This window comes from Streptomyces jeddahensis (assembly GCF_001642995.1).
GTDB lineage: Bacteria > Actinomycetota > Actinomycetes > Streptomycetales > Streptomycetaceae > Streptomyces > Streptomyces jeddahensis.
The window spans coordinates 76807-103356 of record NZ_LOHS01000061.1 but is presented as its reverse complement, the minus strand read 5'-3'; the positions used below and the strand labels follow the sequence as shown (position 1 = coordinate 103356).

The 26550-nt window shown below is 71.3% G+C and carries 18 protein-coding genes and 1 pseudogene; 13 read left to right on the top strand and 6 right to left on the bottom strand.

Annotated features, from left to right (window positions below; all coding sequences use genetic code 11):
- The first annotated feature begins 40 nt into the window (after positions 1-40).
- Together STSP_RS10265 and STSP_RS10260 are read left to right on the top strand one after the other, a co-directional pair.
- On the top strand, positions 41-934 hold the full coding sequence (locus STSP_RS10265) for a Gfo/Idh/MocA family protein (protein WP_067275062.1): 894 nt from the start codon (positions 41-43) through the stop codon (positions 932-934).
- 270 nt (positions 935-1204) lie between these two features.
- The gene (locus STSP_RS10260; protein WP_067275060.1) at positions 1205-1882 is read left to right on the top strand and encodes a VOC family protein; all 678 of its coding nucleotides are present in this window, start codon (positions 1205-1207) and stop codon (positions 1880-1882) included.
- A 103-nt stretch (positions 1883-1985) separates the two neighbouring features.
- On the opposite strand, the gene STSP_RS10255 is transcribed toward STSP_RS10260, so the two are convergent.
- Entirely contained in the window at positions 1986-3542 is a 1557-nt protein-coding gene (locus tag STSP_RS10255) for a glycoside hydrolase (protein ID WP_067275059.1), read from the bottom strand.
- Between the two features lie 402 nt (positions 3543-3944).
- Here STSP_RS10255 and STSP_RS10250 point away from each other — a divergent pair, with 402 nt between their 5' ends.
- Both STSP_RS10250 and STSP_RS10245 read left to right on the top strand, forming a co-directional pair.
- Entirely contained in the window at positions 3945-4358 is a 414-nt protein-coding gene (locus STSP_RS10250) for a YciI family protein (protein WP_067275057.1), read from the top strand.
- On the top strand, positions 4358-5503 hold the full coding sequence (locus tag STSP_RS10245) for an RNA polymerase sigma factor (RefSeq protein WP_067275052.1): 1146 nt from the start codon (positions 4358-4360) through the stop codon (positions 5501-5503). The genes STSP_RS10250 and STSP_RS10245 overlap by 1 nt, the downstream gene beginning before the upstream one ends.
- A gap of 59 nt (positions 5504-5562) precedes the next feature.
- Here the strand turns inward: STSP_RS10245 and STSP_RS10240 are convergent, their stop codons facing one another.
- Entirely contained in the window at positions 5563-5892 is a 330-nt protein-coding gene (locus tag STSP_RS10240) for an antibiotic biosynthesis monooxygenase family protein (RefSeq protein ID WP_067275049.1), read from the bottom strand.
- Between the two features lie 340 nt (positions 5893-6232).
- On the opposite strand from STSP_RS10240, the gene STSP_RS40090 reads away from it, so the two are divergent.
- Complete coding sequence (locus tag STSP_RS40090) at positions 6233-6835, top strand: FAD-dependent oxidoreductase (RefSeq protein ID WP_232789576.1); 603 nt, start codon at positions 6233-6235, stop codon at positions 6833-6835.
- Between the two features lie 110 nt (positions 6836-6945).
- Here STSP_RS40090 and STSP_RS10230 read toward each other — a convergent pair whose 3' ends face one another.
- Positions 6946-7710 carry a sugar isomerase domain-containing protein gene (locus tag STSP_RS10230; protein ID WP_067275047.1) on the bottom strand — a complete coding sequence of 255 codons (765 nt, stop codon included), beginning with the start codon at positions 7708-7710 and terminating at the stop codon, positions 6946-6948.
- Positions 7711-7936: 226 nt separating this feature from the next.
- Here STSP_RS10230 and STSP_RS10225 point away from each other — a divergent pair, with 226 nt between their 5' ends.
- The 6 genes from STSP_RS10225 (at position 7937) to STSP_RS10200 (ending at position 17757) form a co-directional block, all read left to right on the top strand.
- On the top strand, positions 7937-8821 hold the full coding sequence (locus STSP_RS10225) for a MurR/RpiR family transcriptional regulator (RefSeq protein ID WP_067275046.1): 885 nt from the start codon (positions 7937-7939) through the stop codon (positions 8819-8821).
- Between the two features lie 218 nt (positions 8822-9039).
- Entirely contained in the window at positions 9040-13476 is a 4437-nt protein-coding gene (locus STSP_RS10220; RefSeq protein WP_067275044.1) for a glycoside hydrolase family 38 N-terminal domain-containing protein, read from the top strand.
- Complete coding sequence (locus STSP_RS10215) at positions 13473-14252, top strand: malonyl CoA-ACP transacylase (RefSeq protein ID WP_067275042.1); 780 nt, start codon at positions 13473-13475, stop codon at positions 14250-14252. Before STSP_RS10220 ends, STSP_RS10215 begins: the two co-directional genes overlap by 4 nt.
- Positions 14253-14462: 210 nt before the next feature.
- On the top strand, positions 14463-15836 hold the full coding sequence (locus tag STSP_RS10210; protein WP_067275040.1) for an ABC transporter substrate-binding protein: 1374 nt from the start codon (positions 14463-14465) through the stop codon (positions 15834-15836).
- 5 nt (positions 15837-15841) lie between these two features.
- Positions 15842-16855 carry a carbohydrate ABC transporter permease gene (locus STSP_RS10205; protein ID WP_067275209.1) on the top strand — a complete coding sequence of 338 codons (1014 nt, stop codon included), beginning with the start codon at positions 15842-15844 and terminating at the stop codon, positions 16853-16855.
- A complete protein-coding gene (locus tag STSP_RS10200; RefSeq protein ID WP_067275039.1) occupies positions 16852-17757 on the top strand; it encodes a carbohydrate ABC transporter permease in 906 nt (301 codons plus the stop codon). Before STSP_RS10205 ends, STSP_RS10200 begins: the two co-directional genes overlap by 4 nt.
- 27 nt (positions 17758-17784) lie before the next feature.
- Here STSP_RS10200 and STSP_RS10195 read toward each other — a convergent pair whose 3' ends face one another.
- Both STSP_RS10195 and STSP_RS10190 read right to left on the bottom strand, forming a co-directional pair.
- Positions 17785-20142: a glycoside hydrolase family 3 N-terminal domain-containing protein gene (locus STSP_RS10195; protein ID WP_067275034.1), complete on the bottom strand. Its 2358-nt coding sequence runs from the start codon at positions 20140-20142 to the stop codon at positions 17785-17787.
- A gap of 59 nt (positions 20143-20201) precedes the next feature.
- Positions 20202-21188, bottom strand: coding sequence for an N-acetylglucosamine kinase (locus STSP_RS10190; RefSeq protein ID WP_067275031.1), 987 nt, complete (start codon positions 21186-21188; stop codon positions 20202-20204).
- A 133-nt stretch (positions 21189-21321) separates the two neighbouring features.
- Between STSP_RS10190 and STSP_RS10185 the strand changes: the two genes are divergently transcribed.
- A complete protein-coding gene (locus tag STSP_RS10185) occupies positions 21322-22563 on the top strand; it encodes a glycoside hydrolase 5 family protein (protein WP_067275028.1) in 1242 nt (413 codons plus the stop codon).
- A 21-nt stretch (positions 22564-22584) separates the two neighbouring features.
- Here the strand turns inward: STSP_RS10185 and STSP_RS10180 are convergent, their stop codons facing one another.
- On the bottom strand, positions 22585-24072 hold the full coding sequence (locus STSP_RS10180) for a glycoside hydrolase family 3 N-terminal domain-containing protein (RefSeq protein WP_107441254.1): 1488 nt from the start codon (positions 24070-24072) through the stop codon (positions 22585-22587).
- A 475-nt stretch (positions 24073-24547) separates the two neighbouring features.
- Here STSP_RS10180 and STSP_RS10175 point away from each other — a divergent pair.
- Positions 24548-26175, top strand: a pseudogene (locus STSP_RS10175) (IS200/IS605 family accessory protein TnpB-related protein).
- Positions 26176-26550 lie beyond the last annotated feature (375 nt).

Here is a 26550-nt window from a genome sequence, read left to right as displayed (position 1 = left end):
CGGTCGCAGCTGGGGTTCACGACGAAGAGAGGTGTGCGGCATGCGCATCGGACTGCTCGGTACAGGACCGTGGGCCGAGATGGCCTATGCCCCCGCGTTGAGCGGGCACGGAGAACTGGACTTCGCGGGTGTGTGGGGCAGGCGCCCGGACGCGGCGAGGGATCTGGCCGACCGTCACGGTACGCGCGCGTACGAGGACGTGGACGCCCTGCTCGCCGAGGTGGATGCGGTCGCCATTGCCCTGCCTCCCTCCGTGCAGGCGCAGCTCGCGGTGCGCGCCGCACGGGCGCACTGCCATCTGCTGCTCGACAAGCCGCTCGCCGCAACCGTCGAGGAGGGGCAGGCCGTCGTCGAGGCCGCCGGGCAGGCGGGCGTCGCCTCGGTCGTCTTCTTCACCACCCGTTTCCAGACCGCTGCGGACGATTGGATCGCCGAACAGGCCGCCGTGGACGGCTGGTTCACGGCACGGGCCGAGTGGCTGGGTGCGGTGTTCACCAGTGACAGTCCGTTCGCGGCGTCGTCCTGGCGCCGGGAGAAGGGGGCCCTGTGGGACGTCGGCCCGCACGCGCTCTCCGTACTGCTGCCGGTGCTCGGCGACGTCGCAGAGGTGGCGGCTGCCGCACGCGGCCCGCAGGACACCGTGCACCTGGTCCTCACACACGTCAGCGGGGCGTCGAGCACCCTGACCCTCAGCCTCACCGCCCCGCCCGCGGCTGCGGGAGCAGTCGTCGAGCTGCGCGGCAAGGCGGGCACGACCATCCTGCCTCCGTCCTCCGAAGGTGCCGTCCAGGCTCTCACGCGAGCCGCCGACGCCCTCCTCGCATCGGCCCGCACCGGCCGGCCGCACCCCTGCAACGCCCCTCTCGGGCTGCGCGTGACGGAGATACTCGCAGCGGCGGACGCGCAGTTGTCCGACGGCATCACGACGCGATGACAGGTGGCGGACGAGGCGCGCCCCCGGCACGTGCAGTCGAGCGCAAGCAGCCTCAACCCGCCACCCGGACCGCGGCCTTGTGCTCCGCGCCCAGCGTGCCGGGCGTGATCCGCAGCTGCAGCGCGGAGCCGGTCGACAGCATCTGAACCGTTCGAGGATCAGCGCCCCGTCAGCACCGCTCCGAGGAGGGGCTCTGTCGTCGGCCGGACTTTTCGTCCGCAGCGGCTGCTTGTTGACTCTCGGGCTACCCGAGACTCGCAGAATGGTCCCGTGCTGAGCATCGGGAGCTTTTCGCTGGTCACCGGTCTGTCGATCACCGCATTGCGGCATTACGACGACGTCGGGCTGCTGAAACCGGCCTACGTCGACCCCGACACCGGATACCGACGGTACCGGCCTGACCAGGTTGACGAGGCGCGTCTGTACGCGACGTTGCGCCGTCTCCAGGTTCCCGTCGATGCGATGCGCGCGGTTCGCGAGCACGGCGTCGGCGCTGTGCTCGCCGAGCACCGTGAACGCCTGCAAGCCAGAGCCGACTCGCTGACGAAGCTCATCGAGACCGTCGATCGCTACATGGAGAAGGGGCTACCCGTGAAGAGCCGCCGTATCAGCCAGGTCACGATCGTGGCCGATGACCTGCCTGCGTCGGTCGCGTTCTACCGCGACGCTTTCGACGCCGCCTACCACGAGGAAATCACCTCGTTCCAGTTCGGCACTTACCCGGACGACGACTTCTTCCTCTTGACGGTGGCCAACCCCGAGTCGCACCCGTGGCCCGGCGGGCCGGCCAAATTCGGCCTGGCCGTCGGGGACGTCGACGCCGCGCATGCGCGTGCGCTCGCCGCCGGCGCCCTGGAGATCGAAGCACCGGTCGACAGGCCGTGGAAGCCACGGTCGTCGACGGTGCAGGACCCCGGCGGGAACCACATCGACCTGTACCAGGGGTGAGTCCGAGCCCAGCGCCGGTGTGTCACGCCAGCGCTGGGCGCCGACGTGACACGCGAAAGGTCACCGGACCACACCGCTCAATCAGTTGTCCGCCGGGCAGAACCTACACCGCCACCCCGTCCACCTGCAGCGTCTGAACCGCCCCCGCCGCGAACGGCACGGCCACCGACTTTCCGTTCAGGTACGTGTCCGCGTACTCCCGATAGAGGTCGCCGCTGCCGGACGTGAGGGTGTTCCAGCGGCGGACGAGACCGCCCGTGCCGCCCGTCACCGTGCCGAAGCGGGACAGGTCGAAGGTGAAGGTCTGGGCCGAGGACGACGTGTTGAGCGCCACGATCACCAGGCGTCTCGCCGTCCGGTCCAGCGCCGCCACCGCGTAACTCACCCCCGTATCCAGGATCGTCATGCCGGGGCGGATGTGGCGGCTGAACTGGGCCATGACGTAGTACTTGGTCTGGACTGTCGTCGGCTGGAGCGTGCTCTGGTCGTACGCGATCATCGCCCAGCCCGTCGTCGGGTCCATCACCTGCCAGTAGCACCAGGCGGTCGGGTGCAGCCAGCGGAAGTCGTAACAGAGGTTGCGGGCCAGGGTCCAGCCGGTGCCGTCGCCGTCGCCGGTCTCGGAGTTCCAGAGCTTCTTGCCGGACGTCGTCACCACGTCCGTGTAGAGGAGGTCGCGTCGGCCGCCCGCCCCTTGGTATCCATGCACGTTGACCTGGTTGACCAGGGATTTCGTGGACGAGTTGAAGGAGGCCCATGTCGAGCGGGCCGTGTCGTAGTTCGTCTCGTCGGAGGCGGAGATGCGGATGCCCGTCAGGCCGCGCTTGTCGAGTTCGCTGCGCATGTACGGGAGGACGGCCGCCTGGACCGAGGGGTCCATGTGACAGCCTTCTTGTGTGCCGGTGGCGGTCCACCAGGTGGAGGCGGGCTCGTTGAAGGGATCGACGGTCGCGAAGCCGACGCCCCAGTTGTTCTTCGCGTACAGGGCCACCGCGGCCAGGTGGGAGGCGTGCTGGCGGTAGTTCCAGGACTGGAGGTTGTTGCCGCCGTCGGAGGCGCCCGACGGATTGTGGTTGTAGCACATCCACCACATGGGCGAGTTGGCGAAGAGTTCGGCCGTGGCGCCCCGTTGCACCGCCTTGGTCAGTGCGGCGCGCTGGGTGGCGTCCGCCGTCCAGTCCCAGGCCGAGGACGCCGGGTCCTCGTTGCGCCAGTCCTGCCAGTAGCCCTCGATCTGCTTGAAGGCCGGGATGTTCGGTGACTCGGCCATGGTCTCGCCGTCGACGCTGTTCCAGCTGCACGCGCCGAGGTTGTAGCGGGCGATGTTCAGGCCCAGGCCCGGGAGCGTTCTTCCGTTGTACGTGACGGACTTGGTGGTGAAGAAGAGGTCGGCGAAGTCGTCCCGGTTGCCGAACACGTTCGCCCACCAGGCCAGCGAGGTGCCCCAGCCCTCCCAACTCCCGTATGTAGTCCCGGGATTGACGGCGATCGTGGCGTCGGCGTGGGCGGTGCCCGTGCCCAGGGCGCCGCTGAGGAACGCGCCGCCCGCAGCAGCCAGCAGGGCTCTGCGGCGGACCGCCGACTTCTCCGATGAGTCCTCCGATGGGCGCCCTGCGGACTGCTCCGAGGACGTCTCTGCGGGCTTCTGTGATGCGCTCATGCCATCTCCGGGTGCGGGTGGGGGGGTGGACCCTGAAGGCCGGGGGTGTGAAAGGTGTTGCTGTCGCAAGGTTCGGGGCAACTGGTGAGGTTGTCGAGAGCTGCGACAGCGCTTTCTAAGATTTCTCAGAGGGTTGTGAGAAGGGGCAGAGGAACGAGTCAGAGCTTGATCATCCCAACCGGGCGCGCGGGCGGGCGGGCGGGCGGGCGTTGTTTGGTCGGTGCCGATCTTCGAAGCTCTCGCCCTCACGCCACGCTGTGGACCCGGACACCGCGAGGCGCTCACCCGGGCTGGTCCACGAGAGCCCGAAAAAAATTGGACGGCGATGTCGAGAACCTGTGGCTGGCTCCGTCCCCGGGGTGAACGCGACCACAATGGGTCGCACCAGTGAGGAGAAACACGATGGCCAAGTACTTGCTGCTGAAGCACTACCGCGGCGCCCCGGCTGCGGTCAACGACGTGCCGATGGACCAGTGGACGCCGGAGGAGATCTCGGCCCACGTGCAGTACATGAACGACTTCGCGGCCCGGCTCGAGAAGACCGGCGAGTTCGTCGACGGTCAGGCGCTCGCCCCCGAGGGGGCGTGGGTCCGGTACGACGGCGAGGGGCGCCCGCCGGTCACCGACGGCCCGTTCGCCGAGACCAAGGACCTCATTGCCGGCTGGATGGTGATCGACGTCGACAGTTACGAGCGCGCCGTCGAGCTGGCCGGGGAGCTGTCGGCGGCGCCCGGGGCGGGCGGGAAGCCGATCCACGAGTGGCTGGAGGTGCGCCCGTTCCTGACCGCGACGCCCACCATCACCGAGTGCCATTGATGAACGAGGCCCTGCTGAGGAGCCTCACGCCGAGCGTGCTCGCCATCCTCGTCCGCCGCGGAGCCGACTTCGCGGCGGCCGAGGACGCCGTACAGGACGCCCTGGTCGAGGCGGTCCGCGTCTGGCCGGCCGACCCGCCGCGGGATGCGAAGGGCTGGCTGGTCACCGTGGCGTGGCGCAAGTTCCTCGACGCGGCCCGGTCGGACGCCGCTCGTCGCCGGCGTGAGGATCTCGTCGACGAGGAGCCTGCGCATGGGCCCGCGCCCGCGGTGGACGACACGCTCCAGCTCTACTTCCTGTGCGCCCACCCGTCGCTGACGCCCTCGTCTGCGGTCGCGCTCACGCTGCGCGCCGTCGGCGGGCTGACCACCCGCCAGATCGCCCAGGCCTACCTAGTGCCCGAGGCGACCATGGCGCAGCGCATCAGCCGGGCCAAGCGCACCGTCTCCGGCGTGCGCTTCGACCAGCCCGGCGACGTCGCCACCGTGCTGCGCGTCCTCTACCTGGTCTTCAACGAGGGCTACTCCGGCGACGTCGACCTCGCCGCCGAGGCCATCCGGCTCACCCGGCAGCTCGCGGCCGCGATCGACCACCCCGAGGTGGCCGGGCTGCTCGCCCTCATGCTGCTCCACCACGCCCGGCGCGCCGCCCGGACCGCGCCCGACGGCAGCCTGGTGCCGCTCGCCGAGCAGGACCGCGGCCGGTGGGACACCGGGCTGATCGCCGAGGGCGTCGAGATCCTGCAGGCGGCCCTCGCCCGCGACCGGCTGGGCGAGTTCCAGGCCCAGGCCGCCATCGCGGCACTCCACGCCGACGCGCCCACCGCCGAGGAGACCGACTGGGTGCAGATCGTCGAGTGGTACGACGAGCTCACGCGCCTGACCGACAGCCCGGTCGTCCGGCTCAACCGCGCGGTCGCCGTCGGGGAGGCCGACGGACCGCGCGCCGGTCTGGCCGCGCTCGCCGAGCTGGACGCCTCCCTGCCCCGCCACACCGCGGTCGCGGCCTACCTCCACGAGCGCGACGGCGACCTGGACACGGCGGCCCGGCTGTACGCCGAGGCGGCCCACGAGGCACCCAACCTCGCCGAGCGCACCCACCTGACTCGCCAGGCCGCCCGGCTGAACGCCCGCCGATGTCGCTGACGGGTCGCGTCCGATTGTGACGCCGGGCGTCGTCGGGTGAACCGCCGAACGCGGACGGTTCAGGCGCTCTTCGGCGCAGCCTGCTGAACGACCTCGAAGGACCACAGTGTGGAGCCGGTGGCCGCGGGCTTGGGGCGCTCTGCGCCCTCCGCGCCGCTGCCCTGATGTGCTGCCTTCATCGGTCCCTCAAGCCAGGCCTGGAAGGACTCCTCATCGCGCCACCGCGTGTAGACGAGGTAATTGTCGGTGCCTTCGGCCGGGCGGAGGAGTTCGAACCATTCGAATCCGTCGGAGTTCTCGACGGCGTGTGCCCGGGAGGCGAAGCGCTTCTCCAGGGTTTCCCGCTGTTCGGCCGGGACGGTCAGTACGTTGATCTTGACTACGCTCATGGCTCCATCCTGCCGCAGCGTGGGCGGCAACGGTGCACTGGCGTGCTCGTACATGGGAGCTCTCTCGGTTGTGGTGTGCCGACGGTATGTCTCCCGGTCAAACGCTGGGGCCGCCGCCGGGCCCGCCACGGCCCCGCCTGGTACCCCCTGCGAGCATCGACGATGTCCCGCGTCGGCCAGGGTCAGCGGTGGGCCCGGCGCGTGAACAGGTCTTCCGTGCGTGCGAGCGTCGTGGAGATCAAGTGCCGCACCGGGACCGCCGGTTCACCGACGTGCGGATGATGCGAACATGGCAAGCCGGGCGTTCCGATCTTGCGGGTGCCTCCCTAGCGTCCCGGCGATGGTGCCGTCGAGCGGGGTGGATGCGATGCCGGGACGCAGGCAGGTGCTGGGCTGGGGTGGATCGCTGGCGGCAGCCGGGGTGCTCGGAGTTCGGCCCGCGAGGGCGACCGCGGCGCAGCGGGCCCGCACGCGAGTGGCCGTACTCGGCGGCGGTATCGGCGGTCTGACCGCCGCCCACGAGCTCGCCGAGCGCGGCTTCGACGTCACCGTGTACGACCGGCGCGCGGAATGGGGCGGTAAGGCGCGCAGCCTCGACCCGGCCGTCACCCAGAGCGCCGGCGGCGGGCTCGAGAATGACGACACCTACTTCCTCAATGACGTCTCCTCTTGGGAACTGCGTTGCGAGGCCGTCACCGCCATCCCCAACCTGTTCCTCGCCGGCGACCACGTACGCGCCCACAGCAACGTTGACTTCACGACCATGGAGTGCGCCAACGAGACCGGCCGCCGCGCCGCCAGCGCCGTACTGGAGGCCGCGGGAGCCCACGGCGCCGACGAGGTCCGTCTCTTCGGCGGCGCCGAACCACCCGGATTCGCCGAGCTCAAGGCCGCCGACCGGATCCGCTACCGACTGGGCCTGCCGCACGTCCTCGATCTCTGAGGACGGAGCCACCACGTAACGACTCCTACCTGGAGGAGTACACCGACTCGGGCACCAACCCGCGGGTGGCCGGGGCCCGATTCCGGGTCCCGGCCACCGTGCGATACCGCTCAGCTCGCCGTACGACGGATGCGTCCCGCGTACCGCTTCTCCAGCTCCAGGTTGCCCTCGAAGCCGCCGGGCACGTTGGCCGAGACGTAGACCGGCGGGCGTTCGCCGGCGGCGAGGAGGAGACGGGACGCCTCGGCGACGGTCATCTGGACGAGCATCACGCCGGTCAGCGTGGACAGGGCGCAGACGGAGCCGCCGCCAGGGAGTTCGAGGAGCGCGTCGCCGCGCGGGGCGGCGTTGTCGAGGACGACGTCGGCGAGGTCGGCGAGCTTCCTGCCGCTCGGGTGCCCGGCTGGGACGGCCCTGGTGTGGGTCAGGGAGGTGACGGCCAGGACGCGGTGACCCTGCTCCTTGGCGTGGAGGGCCATCTCCACGATGACGTTGTTCACGCCGGAGTTGGAGATCACGACGAAGAGGTCCTGGGGGCGCGGTGCGGCGAGGTCGTAGATCCGCGCGGCCACCCCGGACTCGCGCTCCAGAAGGGGGTCGTCGAGGACACTCGGGTCGTCACCGCCGTAGAGGACGAGGTCGGCGATACTCAGCCGGTTCGTGGGGACCAGTCCTCCCGCCCGCCCGGCGAGTTCGAGGACGATGGCCTGGGAGTGACCGGTGCCGAAGGCATGCACGACACCGTCCGCACGCACGCAGGCGGCGATCAGCTCGGCGGCGCGCGCCACGGATTCGCGGGCGGACTCCGTGATGCGATCGAGGACGGTCAGGCTCTCGCGCGCGAAGCCCTGGGCGCTCACAGACTCTACGGACACGCGACACTCCCCACTGGTGGATTGAACCACCTTGCACTTCCTCTTCGATGAATCAATAAATCACACGCTCCACGCCGTGAGCAATGAGTGCTCCGCACCCAAGGCCCAGGGCACAAGCGGCATAGGGAACGGCCAACACCCAGGGGCACCGGCCCCACCCTGCCCCCTAGGTCCACGGTCCTGGTATTCAATCCATCCGTCCAACGGTGGCTGGTACCTTCTTTGCATGCCCCCGACGGACGTCACCACTCTGATCCGCACCGAACTGCCCCGGCTGGCCGGCTCCCTGCGGAAGGTCGGTGAGCTGATCCTGGAGGATCCGGCCGCCGTCACCCACTGCTCGGCCGCCGAACTGGGCCGCCGCACCGGCACATCGCAGGCGACGGTGACCCGCTTCTGCCGCGCCATAGGGCTCGACTCCTACCAGCACCTGCTGATCGAACTGGCCCAGGAGCGCGGCCGCGGCGAGGTCTCCGACTGGGGCACCGCCGAGATCGGGCCCGACATCTCCCCCGACGACAGCCTCGAACGGGTCGTCCAGGTCGTCGGCAGCGCGGACCTGCGCGCGGTTCAGCAGACCATCGACCGGATCGACCTCGACGCCGTCGAACGCGCGGCCCAGGCGGTCGCCCGCGCCCGGCGCATCGACGTCTACGGCGTCGGCGGCAGCGGCGCGGTGGCCCAGGAGACCGAGACCCGGCTCTTCCGCATCGGCTGTGCGGTCCGCGGCTGGACCGAGGTGCACGCGGCGTCGACGTCCGCCTCCCTGCTCACCCCGGCCGACGTCGCCATCGGCATCTCGCACTCGGGGGCGACCCGCGAGACCATCGAACCGGTCGAGCTCGCCAAGGAGCGCGGGGCGACGACCGTGGCCATCACCGCGGACCGGCGCTCGCCGCTCGCCCGGGCCGCGGACATCCGGCTCATCTCCTCCTCGTCGGAGACCAGCTTCCGTACCGGCAGCATCGGCGCCCGCCACTCGGTGCTGGTGCTCATCGACTGCCTGTACGTACGCGTCGCCCAGCTGTCGTACCAGCGCGCGAGCGCCTCACTGGCCTTGACCGACCACATCGCCGGACAACACGCGGTGAAGTCCCGGCGCACGCGGTGACAACCCGCAGCACCCACTGACGACCCGCACACCGAGCCGCCCCGCACCCGACCGGGGCGGCTTTCGCATGCGCGACACAGCTGGTGCCCGTCGCCTGGTGTCCGTCACCGCCCGACTGAGAGTGCATGGATGAACCACCGAAGAAGCACGAAGATGGTTGTTTGAATCATCCCGACGATGTCAGGATGGGGCACCGCCGAGCACCTCGTAGGAGCCCCATGCGCGTCACCTCTGTCGAGTCGACCGAGCTCTTCGTCGGAACCGCCGAGCAGCCGCACCAGGTGGTGGCCGTCGAGCTGAGTCACATCCCCGGCCGGACGGTCCGCCTCACCGTCGAGGGCCCGGGCGTCCGCAACGCCGGCGAGACGATCGCCACCACGGGCGAGGAAGGCACCGTACGCGCCGAGATACCCGTGACCGGCGACCTCGCCCCCGGCGACGGCACGCACATCACCGTCACCGCCCAGGACACCGATGACCCGGCCCAGGTGGCGCGCCGCACCGCCGCCTTCACAGCGGCCGAGCCGGGCTGGACCATGTTCATGGTCAGCCACTTCCACTACGACCCCGTCTGGTGGAACACGCAGGCCGCGTACACCGAGACCTGGGACGTCGCTGACGATCCGGCCACCACCGGCCTGCCCGCCCGTACCTTCGACTCGCGCGGCCAGTCCGGCATGAGCCTGGTCAGGGCCCACTGCGACCTGGCCCGCCGTGACCCGGCGTACACCTTCGTGCTCGCGGAGGTCGACTACCTCAAGCCGTACTGGGACGCCTTCCCGGAGGAGCGCGCCTTCCTGCGCCAGCTGATCCGCACCGGCCGCGTCGAGATCATGGGGGGCACCTACAACGAGCCCAACACCAATCTCACCGGCGCCGAGGCCACCGTACGCAACGCCCTGTACGGCGACGGCTTCCAGCGCGGGATCATGGGCGCTTCGCCGGAGACGGCCTGGCAGCTGGACGCCTTCGGGCACGACCCGCAGTTCCCCGGGCTGATGGCGGACGCGGGAGTCAGCTCCAGCTCGTGGGCGCGCGGGCCGTTCCACCAGTGGGGGCCGACGCTGTCCGTGTTCGGCGAGGAGCCGCGGGATCCGAAGCGCATGCAGTTCCCGGCGGAGTTCGACTGGATCGCCCCCTCGGGGCGCGGCCTGCTGACCGCCTACATGGTGAACCACTACGGCGCGGGCTGGGCGATCGACAACGCGCCGACGCTGCCCGAGGCGGAGGCGGCCGCGTACAAGCTGTTCAAGGGGCTCAAGCAGGTCGCGCTCACCCGCAATGTGCTGCTCCCGGTCGGCGGGGACTATGCGCCGCCGTGCCGCTGGGTGATGGACATCCACCGCGACTGGAACGCCCGCTACGTCTGGCCGCGCTTCATCAGCGCCGTCCCGCGGGACTTCTTCGCCGCCGTGCGCGCCCAACTCGACGCGGAGGGCCGCAAGGCGTCCCCGCAGACCCGGGACATGAACCCGGTCTACACCGGCAAGGACGTCTCCTACATCGACACCAAGCAGGCCCAGCGGTACGGCGAGACGCTGCTCGCCGACGCCGAGGCCTGGGCGACGCTCGCCTCGCTCGTCACGGGGCAGCCGTATCCGGACGCGGCCCTCGACAAGGCCTGGCGGCAGCTGATCTACGGAGCCCACCACGACGCGATCACCGGCTCGGAGTCCGACCAGGTCTACATCGACCTGCTGACGGGCTGGCGGGAGCTGTACGACCTGGCCGATGCCGTGCACGCGGACGCCACCGATGCCCTCGCCCGGCAGGTCGCGCCGCTGCCCGGCGGCGCCTCCGACCTGGTCGTCTTCAACTCCGCGACCTGGGAGCGGCGGGACGTGCTGACGGTCGCCGATCTGGGCCTGGTCCCGCTGGACGACACCGGTCTGCCGCTGCCCGCCGTACGCGAGGACGGCGAACTCCGGGTCGTCGTACCGGAGGTGCCCGGCATCGGCCTCAAGGCGCTGCCGCTCGCCGAGGGTTCCGTGCCGGAGTGGACCAAGGGCGAGGGCACCACCATCCGCAACGCGTTCTACGAAGTGACGGTCGACCCCGCGCGCGGCGGTGCTGTCAGCAGCCTGCGCGCCCTCGCCGAGGGCGGCCGGGAGCTGCTGCGCGCCGGCGACATCGGCAACGAGCTCGTCGTGCAGGAGGAGTACCCGCGGCATCCGCGCTTCGGCGAGGGCCCCTGGCACCTCACCCCGACCGGCACCACGGCCGCCCGGAGCCGCGACACGCGGGCCGACATCGAGGTCGAGCACTCGCCTGCCGGATCGCGGATCACCGTGCGCGGCGATCTCGGCCTGTTCCGGTACACGCAGCGGCTGACGCTGTGGACGGGCGTGGACCGCCTGGACGTGTCCACCACGATCGACGGGTACGACGGCGCCGACCGCCTCATCCGGGTCCGCTGGCCCTCGGACGTGCGGGGCGGGCTGCCGGTGCACGAGGTGGCCGACGCGGTGATCGGGCGCGGTTTCGGGTTCGTGGAGGTGGACAGCGAGCAGTTCCCGTGGACTCTGGACAACCCGGCGAACACGTGGTTCGGGCTGGGGTCCACCGCGCGGGTTGCGGTCCGCGACGACTCCGGCGCCGTCCTCGGCCACCGGTCGATCGGCGTGGCCGAGCTCGTGTACGCATCCTGGGACGACGCCGGTGAACTCGGCGCCCCGCTCGCGGCCGCCCTCGTCCGCGCGGGCGTCACCGCGACCTCGACCATCGCAGGAGGCCCCCGCTACGGCGACCTCGAAGTCGACTCCAATCTCCCGGACATCCGCATCGCCGTGGGCGCCCCCGACCGCAACTCCGTGGTCGCCGAGGCGCTCGGCTGGGACCCTGCCGCCGGGCGCGAGCTGCGCCGGCAGCTGGCCGAGTCGGGCGTGGCGGCCGTCTGGGTCGCGCCGCGCGCCGGACTGCGCGAGGAGTGGGTGCCCGGGGCCGATCTCCGCGACCTCGAGCGGCTGCCGCTCCTGGTGGTGGCGGGCAACCGCCCCGAGGACGACGCGAAGGCGGTCGACGCGCTGATCGCCGACCTCGACGCCACGGCAACCCTGCGGGCCACGGCCGCGGGCGGCGGCGAAGCCCTGCCGCCGGGCGACGCCTGGGACGGGCGCAGCTTCGCCGTCCTCAACCGCGGTACGCCCGGCTGCGTGGTCACCGTCTCCGGCGACCTCTACATGTCGCTGATGCGCTCCTGCACCGGCTGGCCGTCCGGCATCTGGGTCGATCCGCCGCGCCGTACGGCTCCCGACGGGTCGGCCTTCCAACTCCAGCGCTGGTCCCACACGTTCGAGTACGCAGTGGTCGCGGGCGAGGGCGACTGGCGGGAGCTGCGACTGCCGCAGGCCGGGCACGCGTTCAACCATCCGCTGACCGCACGGCTGAGGGATTCCTCGGACGGGCCCGCACTGCCGAGGAAGGCGACCCTCCTGGGGCTCGAGCCCGCGGGCGGGGTACTGCTCGACGCCCTCAAACCGCTCGGCTCACCGCTCGCCCGGGGCAGCGTGACACCGGCGGATCCGGCGCGCGGGGTCGTCGTACGGATGCACGAGGTGTCCGGCCGACCGGTCCGGGCCCGGCTGCGCGGCCCGCGGGCCTGGACGGCCGGGGCCCGCGCCGACGTCCTGGAGAGGCCGGGGGCACCGCTGACTCCGGGGGAGGCCGGAACTCTCGCCGCCGACCTGACCGGCTTCGAGGTGGCCACGGTGCTGGCCACGCCTGGCGAGACGGACGGGGACGGCACTGTCGTGGCCACGCCTGGCGAGACGCGCGGGGACGGCACGGTCGTGGCCACCCTTGGCGAGAGAAACGCGGACGCCACGGATCTGGCCACGCCCGGCGAGACCGGCGAAGGCGGCGCAGTCGTGGCCATCCCCGGCGAGGCGTCCGAAGCTGCCGCCGCCACGGGCCCCGGCATCGCCGCGTACGAACCCGCGCAACCAGTCCTCACCCGCTACTGGCTCCACAACTCCGGCCCCGCCCCGCGCGGCAACATGCCCGTGGCGGTGTATGTCTCACCGACCGCGCTCACCGTCTCCGGACCCGTCACCGCGACGGTCCGGGTCGGCTCGGAGCTCACCGACGCCGCGGTGTCGGGCACCGTGACCGTGCGGGTGCCGCGCGGCTGGTCCGCCGAGCCCGCGGAACTTCCGTACGCCCTGGGCCCGGGCGGGTTCACCTCGGCCGAGGTCACGGTGACGCCCGCATCCGACGCCGTACCCGGTCGGTACTGGCTCGCCGCGCGGCTGGAGTACGGCGGTCAGACGTACGAGGACGTCGTGGCCCTCGACGTGCCGGGCGCCGCCCTGGAGGGCGAACCGGACGGGCGTTACGGGCCCACGCTGGTCTCCCGGCTCGCAGCGGAGCGGGTCAGCGTGCGCAGCGGTGAGACGGTCCGGGTTCCGGTGACCGTGCGGAACACCACCCGCGGTCCGATCAGCGGCACGCTGTGGGCGGTGTCGCCCTGGGGCACCTGGCCGGGGATCGCTCCGTCCTGTCAGGGCTTCTCCGTGGCTGCCGGGGAGCAGTCGGAAATCACCGTCGAGGTCGACGGCGATGCGGTGCCCCCGGGTTCGTACTGGCTGATGGCGAAGATCGCCTGGCACGGAAGTGTCGCCTACACCGAGGCTGTTCCGCTGGAGGTGACGCCGTGAGCGGTCACGGGCACAGCCATGTGCATCCGGCCGTGGTCCGACCGCCCGGCGGCGCGTCTGCGTCCCCGCACGCCGAGGCGGCCACGCGGGTGCCTGGCACAGCGGCCGCACTGGTGCACGGCGAGGCCATTGCCACGGAGCGGGTGGACCGGCTGCTTCATGCCGTACCCCTGCGCGAGGGCGCCACGCGTCCCGAGGCCCTGGCCCGCGCCGAGCGGCAGCGGCGCCGCTGGGCGACCCAGGTGGTCGTCGCGGACGAACTGGCCCGCCGTGCCTGCGCCCAGCACGGCCTGGCACCTCGCCTGCTTTACGAGGACGAGGCCGCATCTGTTGAAGCGGTATCGGATGACGCCGTGCCGCCCCGCATCCTCACCATCCAGGCGGCCGACGTCGCCGACATGGGCAGCATCGTCGCGACCGTGCTCGCGTACTCCCCCGCCGCGCGTGCCCTGCTCGCGCACTTGGAGGGGAGCCAGGTCATCCCCGATGCGGCGGTACGCGACTACTACGACCGCAATCCGGACCGCTTCCTGAGCCAGGCGGCCCTGCGGCGAGGTGTCGACCCCTTCGCGCCCAAGGACGCCGGCGGTCGGGCACCAGCCGACTTCCTGCCGTACGCGCAGGTACGTGAGGGCATCGAGCGCGATCTGCGCAGGGCGGCGGGCCGGCGCGCCTTCTTCGCCTGGCTCGACCGGGCACGCGCCGGCGTGGTGTACGCCGTCGGGTACGAGCACCCCGGCGACCCCTCTCACCAGGACCACGAGCACCGGCACTGACCGCACCCACCAGAGTTCTCACCGCGGCCAGGCGGTGTGGATTCCGGAACCCAAAAGCAACACGGCAGACCATTGACCTCCGATGAATTTTGGTCCACCTTTTCATCAATCGAACTTCAAGTTGGTTAATTGAACCAGCTATCGAGGGTCACCCGCGCCACCACCGTAGGGGGCGGAGGGCCGGGGCCCGCACTCCGCAGGAGGGCAGCAATGCGCGCAAGAAGACTGACCGCATCCGTGGCCGGGCTCATCGTCCTGACGCTGACCGCCGCCGGCTGCGGCCTTTCCGGAGGTGACTCCGAGGACGGCGAGGCCACCGCCGGCGGCTGCAAGGTCGACCAGCAGAACGTCGGCTCCGGCAAGCTCACGGGCGACGTCAAGGGCAAGATCACCTTCCAGACCACCAACTTGAAGAAGGACTTCGGGGACTTCTTCAACGGGGTGATCGACGCGTTCGAGAAGAAGTACCCCGGCACCTCCGTCAAGTGGATCGACGACCCGGGCGACGCCAAGTTCTCGGAGAGGAACGTCGCGAACGCCCAGGCGTGCGAGCTGCCCGACGTGATCAACCTGAACAAGGTCACCGCCACCGCCCTCACCAAGGCCGGCTACCTGCTCAACCTGGACGAGAAGGACCCCGAGGCGGGGAAGCCCTTCGTGAAGGCGTTCTGGGACTCGAGCACCCTGAAGGACCCCTCGGGCGCCGACATCCACTCCGTGCTGCCCTGGTACACCGGCGGAATCAACCTGACGTACAACACCGAGATGCTGGAGAAGGCCGGGATCGACCCGGAGAAGCCGCCGACGACCATCTTCGGGCTGTTCGAGGACTACGAGAAGATCGCCAAGTCGGCCAAGGGCAAGTACTTCGCGACGATGGCCAACCCGCTCTGGCGCATACCCGCCGACTGGCAGCAGATGGACATCAAGGTGTACTCCGACGACGGCAAGTCCTTCGTCTTCGCCGACGACCCCAGGACCACCGAGTGGGTCGCCTGGATGAAGAAGCTGTACCAGGGCGGCGCGATGCCGAAGGACTCGCTGTCGTCCAGCGACGACCCCTCGACCCCCTACAGCAACGGCCAGGTGGCCTACGGATCGACGAACCCCAGCTTCGTGCGCTTCGTGAAGCAGAACAGCCCGTCGGTCTACAAGAAGACCGGCGTCGGCCAGTACCCGTTCGACAAGCTCGGCCACACCACCGGCGCCCCGCAGTACATCGGGACGGCCGCGACCAGCAAGAACGCGCCCACCGCGCTGGCGTTCGCGAAGTTCCTCACCAATGCGGAGAACCAGACGGCCTGGTGCAAGGACCCGAACGTGGTGATCTTCCCGACCACCACCGAGTCGCTGGATGACCCGTTCTTCACCACGGTGAAGGGCAACGACCCCTTCGCCGAGGCCCGTAAGGTGGTCGCCGAGCAGCTGAAGACCGCCACCGCCGACGAGGTCGTCCTCTCCGACCCGCAGCGGAACGCGATCGTGGCCGAGGTGCAGCTGGCCATGCAGGGCAAGAAGAGCCCTGCACAGGCGGTGAAGGACGCCCAGGAGAAGGCCAACGAACTGCTGAAGCAGGGCGGCTGACCGTGGTGACGCAGATCGCGAAGCCGACGGCCGGGCCCGGTACGGCGAGCAGCGCCGTACCGGGCCCGGCCCGGGGCCGTCTGCGGCATCTGGGCCGGGCGCTGCGGCCCGGCCCCACAGGGGACGCCAACGGCGCGGCCCTGTACCGCCGCTGGTGGCTGCCCTGGCTGTGGACCCTTCCCGCCATCGTGTGCGCGGCGGGCTTCGGTGTGTTCCCGTTCCTCAACACCCTGGTGCTGTCGTTCACCGACGCCAAGCCGCTCGGCGGAGTGGCGCACTTCGTGGGGCTGTCCAACTACACCCGCATGCTCGGCGACGACGACTTCTGGCTGGCCACCCGCAACAGTCTGCTGTACGCGCTGATCGTGGTGCCGCTGATGGTGCTGCTGCCGCTGCTGCTCGCCGTGCTGGTGGAGAAGCAGCTGCCGGGCATCGGGTTCTTCCGGTCCGCCTTCTACACGCCGGTGATCGCCTCCAGCGTGGTCGTCGGACTGAGCTGGCAGTGGCTGCTCAAGGACGACGGACTGATCAACACCTGGCTGGAGAAGGCGCATCTGATCAGAGACGCGATCCCCTTCCTGTCCGATTCGTGGCTGATCCTGCTGTCCGCGATGGGTCTGACGCTGTGGAAGGGGCTCGGCTGGTACATGATCTTCTACCTCGCCGCGCTGGGAAACGTCTCGAAGGACCTGCACGAGGCGGCGGCCATGGACGGCGCGGGCCCGGTCCGGCGCTTCTGGCACGTCACCGTGCCGGGCGTGCGGCAGACGATGCTGCTGGTCGGCGTGTTGACGGGCATCGGCTCGCTGCGGGTGTTCACCGAGATCTACATGCTCGGCAGCCCCACCGGCGGCCCCGGCGGCCAGGCCCGCACCCTGCCCTTCTACATCCGCGACGTCGGACTCGATCCGCTGAGCGGCAACGCCGGGTACGGCGCCGCGGTCAGCGTCGCCCTCTTCGTACTGACCCTGGGCCTCACGCTGCTGGCGCAGCGCCTCACCAGAGGGGATGAGGAATGACCACGAGCACTCCGGCGGCCACCGGCACCCCGGCCGCTCCGCGGCCCGCGCGGCGGCGCTTTCGCTGGCGGGACTACGGACGCCCCCGCGAGCTCGTGGTCCGCTACCTCCTGCTGCTGTTCGTGCTGGCGATCACCGTCGGTCCGCTGCTGTGGCAGTTCCTGACCTCGCTGAAGTCGACGACGGAGGACGTCTTCGGCGCAGACGCCTCCCTCCTGCCGCAGCACCCGACGCTGCGGGCGTACGAGCAGGTCTTCGACCAGGTGCCGGTGGCGACGTACATCGGGAACAGCATGATCGTGGTGGTGCTGTCGCTCGTCAGCCAGCTGCTGTTCTCCACCATGGCCGGCTACATGCTCTCCAAGCCGGCGTGGCGGGGCGCGAAAGGGGTCTGGCTGCTGCTGATCGCCTCGATGATGTTCCCGTTCGAAGCGATCATGGTGTCGCTCTTCCTGAGCGTCCGGGACCTGGGACTGGTCGACAGCCTGGTCGGCGTGTGGCTGCCGGGCTTCGTCGGCGCCATCAACGTCCTCGTCATGCGCGCCGCGTTCCTCGCCGTTCCCCGGGAGATCGAGGACTCGGCCATGCTCGACGGGGCCGGGGAATGGCAGCGCTTCCGGTACCTGTACCTGCCCAGCGCCCTGGGTTCGATGTCGGTCGTCGCCATCAACACCTTCATCGCCGCCTGGGACGATTTCCTGTGGCCGCTGATCGTGCTGCGCTCCGAGGAGAACCTCACTCTCACGCTGGGACTGGCCCGGCTGCAGACGTCGTCGTTCGGCTACGACCAGCGGGTGGTGATGGCCGGGTCGGTGATCTCGCTCATTCCGGTGCTGGTGCTGTTCGTCATCACGCAGCGGTGGTTCTACAAGGGCGTCGCGTCGGGGGCGGTGAAGTTCTGAGCCGGGCCGTACCGGCCGTTCTGCGTATCACCCGGTGATGCGCAGAACGGCCGGTACGGCGCCGAGCGCGGCCGAGGACGACTCGGCCACTCGGATCTCCACCGTGCCCGGCAGGACGGCCGTTTCCAAGTCCCCGCTCACCTGTGCGAGTTCGTCACGGCCCAGCGCGATGGAGACCGTGCGCCATTCTCCGGGGGCGAGGTCCACGCTCCGGAAGGCCCGCAGCTCGAGGGTCCGCGGCCACACGGGGGTCGTGAGCCGCCGGACGTACACCTGGACGATGGTCCGGCCGTGCCGTGTCCCCGTGTTGGCCACCTCCACATCGCATGTCGGCGCTTCCGCACCGGTGTTCAGCCCTGCCGCGGCGGCCGTGTCGTGCGACAGGCGCGGCACTCCGTAAGCGAAACGCGTGTACGACAGTCCGTGCCCGAAGGAGTACAGCGGCCGTGCGCCGGCGTCCACGTAGTTCCCGTACTCGGTGTCCTTGTGGTTGTAGTAGACCGGCAGCTGCCCGGCCGAACGCGGGATGGAGACGGGCAGCCTGCCCACCGGATCCGCGTGGCCGAGCAGCACCTCGGCGATCGCCTCGCCGCCCCAGGGGCCGGGATACCAGGCGGTCAGCAGCGCCGCCGCACGCTCCGCCGCCTCCGGGACGGCGTGCGGGCGGCCCTGCACCAGGACCACCACCGTGGGCGTACCCGTCGCCGTGACCGCGTCCAGCAGCGCGTACTGGGCCTCACCGAGCCGCAGTCCGGCGAGATCGACGCCCTCTCCGCAGGTCATCTCGGAAACGCCTTGGAGAGCAGCACCGTTGGCGGCGAAGCCCGTCTCGGGCGTACGGGCGCTGCTGCCGCCCAGGACGAGCACGGCGAGGTCGGATGCGCCGGCCGCCGCGACCGCGTCCGGGATGCCGGAGAGGTCACCGCCGGTGAGCGCGCAGCCGCGGGCATGGCGGATGTCGACGCCCGGCGGGGCGAGACGGCGCAGCGCGTCGAGCACGCTGGTGCCGGTGCCGGGGTGTTGCGGGGCCGTGTAGTCGCCGAGCTGGTGGGCGGTGGTGGCGGCGTGTGGGCCCAGGACGGCGATGCGGGAGACGTTGGAAGAGACGGGCAGTACGCGGCCTTCGTCGTGGAGGAGAGTCACCGCGCTCCGCGCGAGGGCGGTGCTCAGTTCCCTGCCATGGGCGGCAGGGGGCGCCGGGGTGGTCAGCCGGTCCGCGGCATACGGTCGTTCGAAGAGGCCGAGACGGAACTTCAGGGTCAGGACGCGGGCCACGGCGGCATCGAGCGCGCCGTCGCGTACGAGACCGCGCTCGACGGCCTCCTCGAGACGGGTGAACCCCTCGTCCCACAGGCTGAGGTCGACACCCGAGTTCAGGGCCAGGGCTCCCGCGGAGACCGTGTCGCCGCTGATCCGGGCCAGCCGGTCGACGGCCAGGCCGTCCGCCATGACCAGACCCTCGAAACCCCAGCGGCGGCGGAGCAGTTCGTGGAGCAGAGCCCGGTTGCCGGAGCACGGCTGTCCGTCGACCTCGTTGTACGCGGCCATGACGGCGGCGGCTCCGGCGCGGACTCCGGCACGCGCGGCGGGGAGGTGGATCTCGTGGAGTTCCCGGAGGCCGAGTTCGGACTCGGCGGAGTTGCGGCCGCCGATGGTGGCACCCTGCCCGGCGAAGTGCTTGAGGACGACGGGGGCCTTGTCGTCGGCGAAGAGCTCGTGCGGTCCGGCGGGTTGGCCCTGCATTCCGTGGACGAGCGCCTCGGTGAGCCGGGCCGCCAGGTGCGGGTCCTCACCGAAGCACTCCTCGGTACGGCCCCAGCGCGGATCGCGGACGATGTCCAGTGCGGAGACGAGGGCGACATGGCCGCCGCGGGCCCGCAGTTCGGCGGCTGCGTGGGCGGCGGCGCGTTCGTACAGGGCCGGGTCCCAGGTGGCGCCGACGGCCAGGTTGACGGGAAGGACCGTCCCGTCCAGTGCCATGTGGCCGTGCGGCACCTCCTCGACGAAGAGCACCGGGATGCCGAGCCGGCTGCGCTCCATGACGTGGCGCTGCACCATGTCGGCCAGCGCGGCGCTGTCCGCCGCCCCGGCTCCGGTGGTGTGGTCGACTCCCGACCAGGCGTCGGCGCGGAACAGCCCGTACAGGGCGCCGAGTCCGGCGAAGCGCTCCGTCTCGGCGTACAGCGCGTCGGTCAGCTCGAAGCCGTCCGGAGTGCGGCGGTAGGCCTTCCAGCCGTACATCCGCTGGTTGAGCTGACCCACCTTCTCCTTCAGGGTCATACGGGAGAGCAGGTCGCGGACGCGGGCGTCGACAGGGGCGGCCGGGTCCCGGTAGAGGGGGCGGCTGTCCTCGCCGGAGGGCGGCTGGTCGGCCACGGCGGCCATGGGTTCTGGAATCGGCATGCGGCCGGTCCCTTTCGTGAGGACGAGTTCGTGCGGTTCGGTCAGAGGGCCAGGCGCGCGAGTGCCACGGCGCCCCGGGAGCCGTCGGCCACCCAGTCGAGGTCCAGCCCGAGGGGGCGCAGACGGTCGGTCAGGAGGGGCGTCAGCGGGCCGTCCGGGCCGAGCAGGCCGCCGGTGGCGACGATCCGCTCACCGGCGCGCGGGTCGAGGGCGCGGACGGTGTCGACGAGGTGGCCGGTGGCCTCCGCGAGGATCGCCTCAGCGACCGGGTCCTTGTTCCGGGCGGCATCGGCCGCCAGGGGCGCGAGCCGGGCGAGCCGGATCGGCTGCTGGGCCATGACGGCGGGGAGCAGGTGCATGCGATAGGCCTCGCGCTGCGCTCGGGTCCACGCCGCGTCGTCGTACGGCAGCACGTCGCCCGGCAGGCCCAGTGCCCGCCCGACCGAGGCGGCCAGCGCTGTGGGGCCGCCGCGGCCGTCTGCCGAGCGCAGTGCCGCGCGGACCGCGTCACGGCCGATCCAGAAGCCGCTGCCGTCGTCGCCGAGCAGCCAGCCGTCGCCGCCCGCGGTGGCCGTGCACACGCGTCCGGTGATGCGGGCCGCGACCGCGCCGGTGCCGGCAACCAGCGCGAGGCCGTCGGCGGGGTGGCCGGGCGCTGAGGCGAACGCCGCCTCGATGTCGCTGCAGATCTCGACCGCCCCGGCGGCGATGCCCAGCCTTTGCAGTGCGGCGGAGAGGGCTGAGTGCGCCCTCAGTCGGCCGGGTTCGTCGGCGGCGGTCCGTGAGGCCCCTGCGAATCCGCCCGCCACCGCCACCACCCGGCCGCGCAGCGGTTCCGGCACGGCGTGGCCGATGGCCTCGGCGAGGTGGTCGGTGAGCTCGGGCACCGGGACGGTCAGGGCGTTGCCGGGCCCGGCGGCGCCCTCGGTCCGTGGCCGGCCGTCGCGTGCGTCCGCCAGGACGGCACGCGTGCGGGTGCCGCCGGCGTCCACACCGACCACATAGCCCTGGTTGAAATCACTATTCATTGGCGGCCATGGTGGTTGATACATTCGCAGGAGGCAAGGGCCGACCGGTGACCGTGGCCGCGCGTCTGCGCGTCCGCCGCTCCGTCCGTCTCAGAGAGGCCCCTTCGTCGCGCCCGCTTTCGAGGAGGACCCCATCAGTAGTCCGCACCTGTCCGCCGGTGCCGCACTGCGGTTCGGCGTCAACTACACCCCCCGCCGCGGCTGGTTCCACGCCTGGCACGACTTCGACGCGGGGCACGCGCGCGAGGACCTGGCGCAGATCGCCGGGCTCGGCCTCGACCACGTCCGGGTCTTCCACCTCTGGCCGCTCCTGCAGCCCAACCGCACCCTCATCCGCACCACCGCGGTGGACCAGCTGGCGCAGCTGGTCGACCTGGCGGCCGAGGCCGGTCTCGACGTCCTCGTGGACGGCGTACAGGGCCATCTGTCCAGCTTCGACTTCTACCCGGAGTGGACCCGCAGCTGGCACCACCGCAACGTGTTCACGGACCCCGAGGCGATCGAGGCGCAGGCGGATCTGCTGCGTACGCTCGGTCGCGCCCTCGCCGGCCGCCCCAACCTCATCGGGCTCCAGCTCGGCAACGAGCTCAACAACCTGGTCGAACACAACCCGGTGACGGTGGACGAGGTGGACCACTACCTCGACACGCTGCTGTCCGCGGCCCGCGAGTGCCTGCGCCAGGGCCAGCTCGCCACGCACTCCGCCTACGACGCCGCCTGGTACGGCGACGACCATCCCTTCACGCCCGAGGCGTCCGCGCGCAAGGGCGACCTGACGACCGTCCACCCCTGGGTGTTCTCGGGCGACTGCGCGCGGCGCTACGGCCCCCGCTCCCCGCAGGTGCTGCACCTCGCCGAGTACGGCACGGAGCTCGCCAAGGCCTACGCCGACGACCCCGCCCGCCCGGTCTGGGTCCAGGAGACCGGAGCGCCCGAGCCGCACATCCCGGCGGCCGACGCCCCGGAGTTCGCCCGCGCGACACTGCTGAACGCGGCCGGATGCACAGGGCTGTGGGGCGTGACCTGGTGGTGCTCCCACGACGTGGACCGCTCGCTGGCCGACTACCCCGAACTCGAGTACACCCTGGGCCTGTTCGACTCGGCGGGCCGCGCCAAGCCGATCGCGGACGCCGTCGCCGGCACGGTGGCCGACCTGCGGGCCAAGCCGCCGTCCGTGTCACCGCGCGAGACGGCCCTGCTCCTGGACTGCACGCCCGCCACCCGCTCGGCGTCCGGTCCGGGCGGCGCCTTCTTCGAGGCCTGGATGCGGCTGCGCGCGGAGGGCGCACGCCCTGCGGTCGTCCTGGCCGGACGGGCGGAGGACACCGCGTACCTGACGGCACGGGGAATCACTGAGGTCGTACGACCGTTCTGAACCGGGGCGTTCTGACCGGGGTCACGCCCCGGTCAGGGCCTCCGCCAGCGCCCGCAGGTTCGCGCGGCCGCGTCCGTACGAGCACAGGACGTCCCGGTCCTCCGGCATCCCGGTGGACACCCGTACCGCGTCCGGCCGCGCGGCCAGCAGGGTGTCCCGCACGTGCACCTGCCAGGGGTGAAGCCCGGCGTCGTACGTGGCGACGACCAGGGGCACACCCTTGGCCCGGCGCAGGACGGCGGCAGCGAGGGCCGCGGGGTCGTCCGGCTGCCCGGCGACCGTCGTACCGGTGGCCGTGGGGTCGACGGCGCCCAGTTCGGTCAGCAGGTCCTCGCCGCCCCAGTTGAGCGCGGGGTGCGGCGGCGGGAACAGGTCGACGACGTGGGCGCCCCGTACGGGCCCAGGGCCGGGGCGGCTCCGCACCGCCAGGCGCGCGGCCTCCAGCCCGGCCGCGCCGTCCCAGTCGGCGACGGCGGCCGCCGGAGTCGCGTACCGCTCGGCCAGGCGGCGCACCCGTGCCGCGGCCCGCGCCACGCGCTCCGCCGGCAGGGCACCGCTGCCGAGCGCCTCGCACACCGCGTCCCGGCAGGCGAGCGTGGTGCCCAGGTCCGGGACGGCGACGATGACCTGGTCGGCGCCCGCGGCGAGTGCGAGCCGCGCGCCGGCCGCCTCGCCGTAGCGATCGGCGATCGCCTTCATCTCCAGGGCGTCGCTGACCAGGACGCCGTCGAAGCCGAGTTCATCGCGGAGCAGGCCGCTCAGGATGCGGGGGCTGAGCGTGGCGGGCCGGTCCGGGTCGAGCGCCGGGAAGACGACGTGCGCGCTCATCAGCATCGGCACACCCGCCGCGACGGCGGCCCGGAAGGGGCCGAGGTCGAGCTCGTCATACGGCCGCGGGTCGACCGCCGTCTCATGGTGGCTGTCGGTGACGGTGCCGCCGTGGCCCGGGAAGTGCTTGGCGCAGGAGGCGATCCCGCGCGCCTCGGTGGCGGTGATCCAGGCACGCAGGTGGCGGGAGACCAGGTCGGGGTCGGCGCCGAAGGAACGGGTGCGCACGATCGGGTTGCGCGGCTGGTGCTGCAGGTCCGCGACCGGGGCGTAGGAGGCGGTGATTCCGAGCGAGGCCAGGTGTCCGGCCAGCGCGTCGGCGCACCGGGCGGTGAGCCGGGTGTCGTCGACGACGCCGAGGGCCCAGGAGCCGGGTACCTCGGGCGCGCCCGCGCCCACCAGGTGACCGATGCCGCCGCCCTCGTTGTCGATGGCCACCAGCACGTCCGGGCGGAACGCCCGCAGCGTGTCGGTGAGCCGGCGGACCTGTTCCGCGTCGCGCACGTTCCGCGTGAACAGGATGACGCCGCCGAGACCGCGGTCGATGAGCCGCTTCAGGGTGTCGGGGACGGTCATGGTGCCGTCGAACCCCGCGACGAGGCAGCGGTGGACGGCCTCGTCCAGGTCGGTCGGAAGGCCCGGACGGGCGAGCCCATGCTCAGAGGGGGTCACACGGGGCATCTTCTGGATTGATGAGCCGAAAGTCAACATCTGGATGGATGACTGATTCAGCAGCGCGGGCCTGGACGGCCGAATGAGCCCGCCTGGCGAAGAGGCCGCCCCGACGTGCGCGTCGGCTGGGGCGTGATGCGCCGTGGACCCCACAGCGGTGAGGGGCATGGCTCCACCGGCCCGGGACTCATGGTGTGCCGGCGTCCGGGCGCTGGAACCATGTCACGTAGGCGTTGAGCCTCTGAACCTCCCTCAGGCCGCGACCCCGCTCGCCCTGGAGCGCCTCGGCGAAGGCAGGGAAGGCGGGGTTGGGAGCTGCTGCCGGTTGACAGTACTTGGGCGCGCGTTCTGGTGTGTATGAGTGAGCATCGACGCCGCGCGACGGGCGTTGGGAACGGGAGTTCTTGTGTCGAATGCGTGACCTTCGCGGGAGGTGTTCGTTGGGTGCGGTGATGGGTTCTTCGTGATCGGGCAGGGGTGGGGGATGGCCGGGCTGCGCGAGGTGGCGGCGCCGTTCGTGGTGCCCAGCCCGTCCGGGGTGGCGATCCGCGGCAGCATGAAGGGCCTGACCGGGCAAGACGAGAGGTCCTGCGCCTGGTCGGTGGCCTGCTCGGCTGTCTGGCCTCCCGCGACCTGAAGGCCCGCTGCGCGGCGGGGCTGGATCACGACAGTGATCAGTGGGCGCAGCGCAAGCGGGCTGTGACCGGGGAGTCCTCCTCACGCTGGGCGGGCAGCATCACCAAGGCCACACATGACCAGTGGGCGCTGGCCCGGCGCGGTCAGCTCGCGCATATCCAGTCCCTTGAGGCCGGTGTTCGTACGATCGCGCAGCGGCTGTCACTGCCGGTCGGGGCGAAGGGTTCCAAGGGCTCGCCGGGTGGTTACCGCTCGAAGCAGGAGTGGTTTGCCAAGTCCCGCCGCCTGCACCTGCTCGAAGACCGGCTGGAGCGGGAACGTGCCGACCATGAGGCCGGACGCGTGCGGGTGGTACGCGGCGGAAAGAAGCTGCTGCGCACCCGGCACCACCTCCAAGCCGCCCAGCTGACCGAGGCCGGGTGGCGTGTGCGGTGGGAGACCGAGCGCTGGTTCCTTAAGGCCGATGGCGAGTCCGGGAAGCGGTACGGGAACGAGACCATCCGCGTCAGCCTGGACGGGGAGGTGAGCATCAAGCTTCCGGCGTCGCTGGCCGCGCTGGCGAACGCGCCCCACGGCCGGTACGTGCTGGCCTGCCGGGTCAGCTTCCGCCACCGGGGCGAGCAGTGGGCCGACCGCGTCGCAGCGAACCGCGCCGTGGCCTACCGCATCCACTACGACACCGTCCGCGGGCGCTGGTACCTGACCGCCTCCTGGCAGATCCCGCCGGTCAGGAACGTGCCTGTGGAGGCGGCCCGGTCCGGTGGGGTGGTCGGGGTGGACATGAACGCCGACCACTTGGCCGCCTGGCGACTGGACGCTCACGGCAACCCCGTCGGTGGGCCCCGCCGGTTCGGCTACGACCTCACCGGCAGCGCACGGCATCGGGATGCGCAGGTGCGGCATGCCTTGATCCGCCTGCTGCACTGGGCCAAGCGCCACGGCCTGGCCGTCGCGATCGAAGACCTGGACTTTGCTGCGGACAAGACCCGGGAGAAGCACGGGCGGCGCAAGCGGTTCCGCACGCTCATCTCCGGCATGCCCACCTCGAAGCTGCGCAGCAGGCTGGTGTCGATGGCCGCCGAGCTCGGCGTCACCATCGTCGCCGTCGATCCCGCCTACACCAGCCGGTGGGGCGCCCAGCACTGGCAAAAGCCCCTGACCACGAAGACACGCCACACCACGCGCCACGACGCTGCCGCCGTGGCGATCGGCAGGCGCGCTCTGGGATGCCCGATCCGGCGACGGACGGCACCGCCCCCACAGCACCGGAGCGATGCGGTGGGGCATCGGACCGTCCAGGCCGCATCGGATCTCCCGGGGCGTGAGGAAACCCGCCCCCGCATTCCCGGACCACGGACACGATCCGTCGGCGCTGGATGCGGAGCGAAAGCGGGGGACCAGTGTGCCCACAACCGTTCGGGGCACACGGCTGAGCACGAGTCCTGGCACCAGGACTCACTCCCGCTCAGTCTCTAGAAACGGTCCTCGACGTCGATGACGAGCTCACGCATCTCCGTGACGGCCAGCAGGACCCTGATCCGCTGACCTGTGCGTGAGAGAGGCAGGCCATGGCGTACAGCGTTGTCCACGAGCCGTGCGAGCACCTCCGTGGCGGCGTGGATGTCCCCAAGCCAGCTTGTCGGCCGGCATGGTTCCGGAGGCGGCGGGAGAGGCGGCGTCGGCAGTGGTGGCTCTGTTGGACGAGGACCGCGTGTGGTTCAACGGACTTCCCCCTCGTGGGGGGTTGGTGCGCGTTCACGGACGTGACCACAGCTATGCAGAAACGTTCCGCCATCGCAATGCGTGGCACCACGAGGCGCTCGGTTAACGTTTCAATTACTTTGCACTCGC